The organism is Pseudomonas sp. KBW05, assembly GCF_003852405.1.
Lineage (GTDB): Bacteria > Pseudomonadota > Gammaproteobacteria > Pseudomonadales > Pseudomonadaceae > Aquipseudomonas.
This window is the reverse complement of the sequence record NZ_QAJM01000008.1, coordinates 72,468-74,487: the sequence shown is the minus strand read 5'-3', so window position 1 is coordinate 74,487 and position 2,020 is coordinate 72,468. Positions and strand designations below refer to the sequence as shown.

The 2,020-nt window shown below is 59.1% G+C and carries 1 protein-coding gene and 2 tRNA genes; 2 read left to right on the top strand and 1 reads right to left on the bottom strand.

The genetic code is table 11. The features are described 5' to 3' along the window. Positions 1-51 precede the first annotated feature (51 nt). Together DBR46_RS08065 and DBR46_RS08060 are read left to right on the top strand one after the other, a co-directional pair. Positions 52-128, top strand: a tRNA-Asp gene (locus DBR46_RS08065). Between the two features lie 105 nt (positions 129-233). Then, positions 234-310: transfer RNA gene (locus DBR46_RS08060), tRNA-Asp, on the top strand. A 237-nt stretch (positions 311-547) separates the two neighbouring features. Here DBR46_RS08060 and DBR46_RS08055 read toward each other — a convergent pair. Continuing rightward, entirely contained in the window at positions 548-1,831 is a 1,284-nt protein-coding gene (locus DBR46_RS08055) for an FAD-binding oxidoreductase (RefSeq protein ID WP_124525725.1), read from the bottom strand. Positions 1,832-2,020: the final 189 nt, after the last annotated feature.

Sequence of the window (2,020 nt, the reverse complement as noted above, 5' to 3'; positions counted from 1 at the left end):
TTGAGAGTTTTGCCTTAGGGCAAGACGCAACGTTAAAGGTTGCACCGACGCGCAGCGGTAGTTCAGTCGGTTAGAATACCGGCCTGTCACGCCGGGGGTCGCGGGTTCGAGTCCCGTCCGCTGCGCCATATTTTCCAGGTCTGACTTGTCGGGCTTGAGATCGAACAGCCAAGGCTGGTTGGTCAGATGTTTAAAGACGGTTGGGAGTTTGCTCCGAGCCGGTCAAGCGATACGCAGCGGTAGTTCAGTCGGTTAGAATACCGGCCTGTCACGCCGGGGGTCGCGGGTTCGAGTCCCGTCCGCTGCGCCATATCTGCTTCAAGGCCCACTGAACGCCTTGAAGCACAAAGAAAGCCTCTGGCTGCTTTGATCCGATAGCAAAGACCCTGGTCGAAAGACCGGGGTTTTTTGTGTCTGCGATTTTGTTTTTTGTGGGAGCGGGCTTGCTCGCGAATGCAGTGTGTCAGTCACCAGATTTATTGACTGATCCACCGCTTTCGCGAGCAAGCCCGCTCCCACACAAGCCCGCTCCCACAATTAGATTGGGTCAGAACCCTAGCTTGTCCCGCAGCCCGTAGTACCAAGCCCCCAGCGCTGCAAACGGCGTGCGCAACAATTGCCCGCCTGGGAACGGGTAGTGCGGCAGGTCGGCAAACGCATCAAAACGCTCTGCCTGGCCTCGCAGCGCTTCAGCCAGCACCTTGCCCGCCAAATGCGTGTACGTCACGCCATGGCCGCTACAGCCCTGGGAGTAATAGATGTTGTCGCCCAGCCGGCCAACCTGCGGCAAGCGCGACAGGGTCAGCAGGAAATTGCCGGTCCAGGCGTAGTCGATCTTCACGTCCTTGAGCTGCGGGAATGCCTTGAGCATTTTCGGGCGGATGATTGCTTCAATGTTCGCCGGGTCACGCGCGCCATACACCACGCCACCGCCGAAGATCAGGCGTTTGTCGCTGGTGAGGCGGTAGTAATCCAGAAGGTAGTTGCAGTCTTCGACGCAGTAATCCTGTGGCAGCAATGTCTTCGCCAGCTCATCGCCCAGTGGTGCCGTGGTGATGACCTGGGTTCCGCACGGCATCGACTTGGCCGCCAGCTCCGGCACCAGGTTCCCCAGGTAAGCGTTGCCCGCGACAATGATGAACTTGGCCCTGACCTTGCCCTCGGCGGTGTGCACCACCGGATTGGCGCCACGCTCGATACGCAGCGCCGCCGATTGCTCGTAGATCGTGCCGCCCAGGGACTCCACTGCCGCCGCTTCACCCAGTGCCAGGTTGAGTGGGTGGATGTGTCCGCCGCTCATGTCCAGCAGGCCGCCCACATAGTTGTCACACGCCACGACTTCACGGATGCGGCGTTCGTCCAGCAGTTCCAGCTGTGTGTGGCCGTAGCGCTCCCACAGGCGTTTTTGCGACTCCAGGTGGCCCATGTGCTTGCTGTTGAGTGCGGCGAACACGCCGCCGTCCTTCAAATCGCACTGGATCTGATATTTGGCGACCCGCTCGCGAATGATCCGGCCACCTTCAAACGCCATCTGCCCGAGCAATTGTGCCTGCTGGGGGCCGATGCTGCGCTCGATGACATCAATATCTCGGCTATAGCTGTTGACGATCTGCCCACCGTTACGGCCCGACGCGCCAAACCCTACCTTGGCGGCTTCCAGTACCGTCACGCGAAAACCGTTCTCCAGCAGGAACAGCGCACTGGAGAGGCCGGTATAGCCAGCGCCAATCACGCACACATCGGTTTCGACATCACCTTGCAGTACCGGACGGGGCGGGACTGCATTCGCGGACGCGGCGTAATACGACTGGGGGTAGGGGGTGTTCGCCATCCTGGAACCTCTGTTTTATATTTTTTACGAGTGTCCCGATCCTACCTCAGTTGAAAATTGCCCGCCAGCTACCCGAAAACCACGGGTATCCCCGGCTCAAATAAATAATTCGCATATTCATAGGGTTAGCTGCAAAAAAGATGTTGACACCCCTCCGGAATTCCGTAGAATGCCGCCTCACAGCAGGCA

Coding starts and splice junctions, on each gene's coding strand:
- DBR46_RS08055 (WP_124525725.1), bottom strand. CDS start 1,831: ATGGCGAACACCCCCTACCCCCAGTCGTATTACGCCGCGTCCGCGAAT.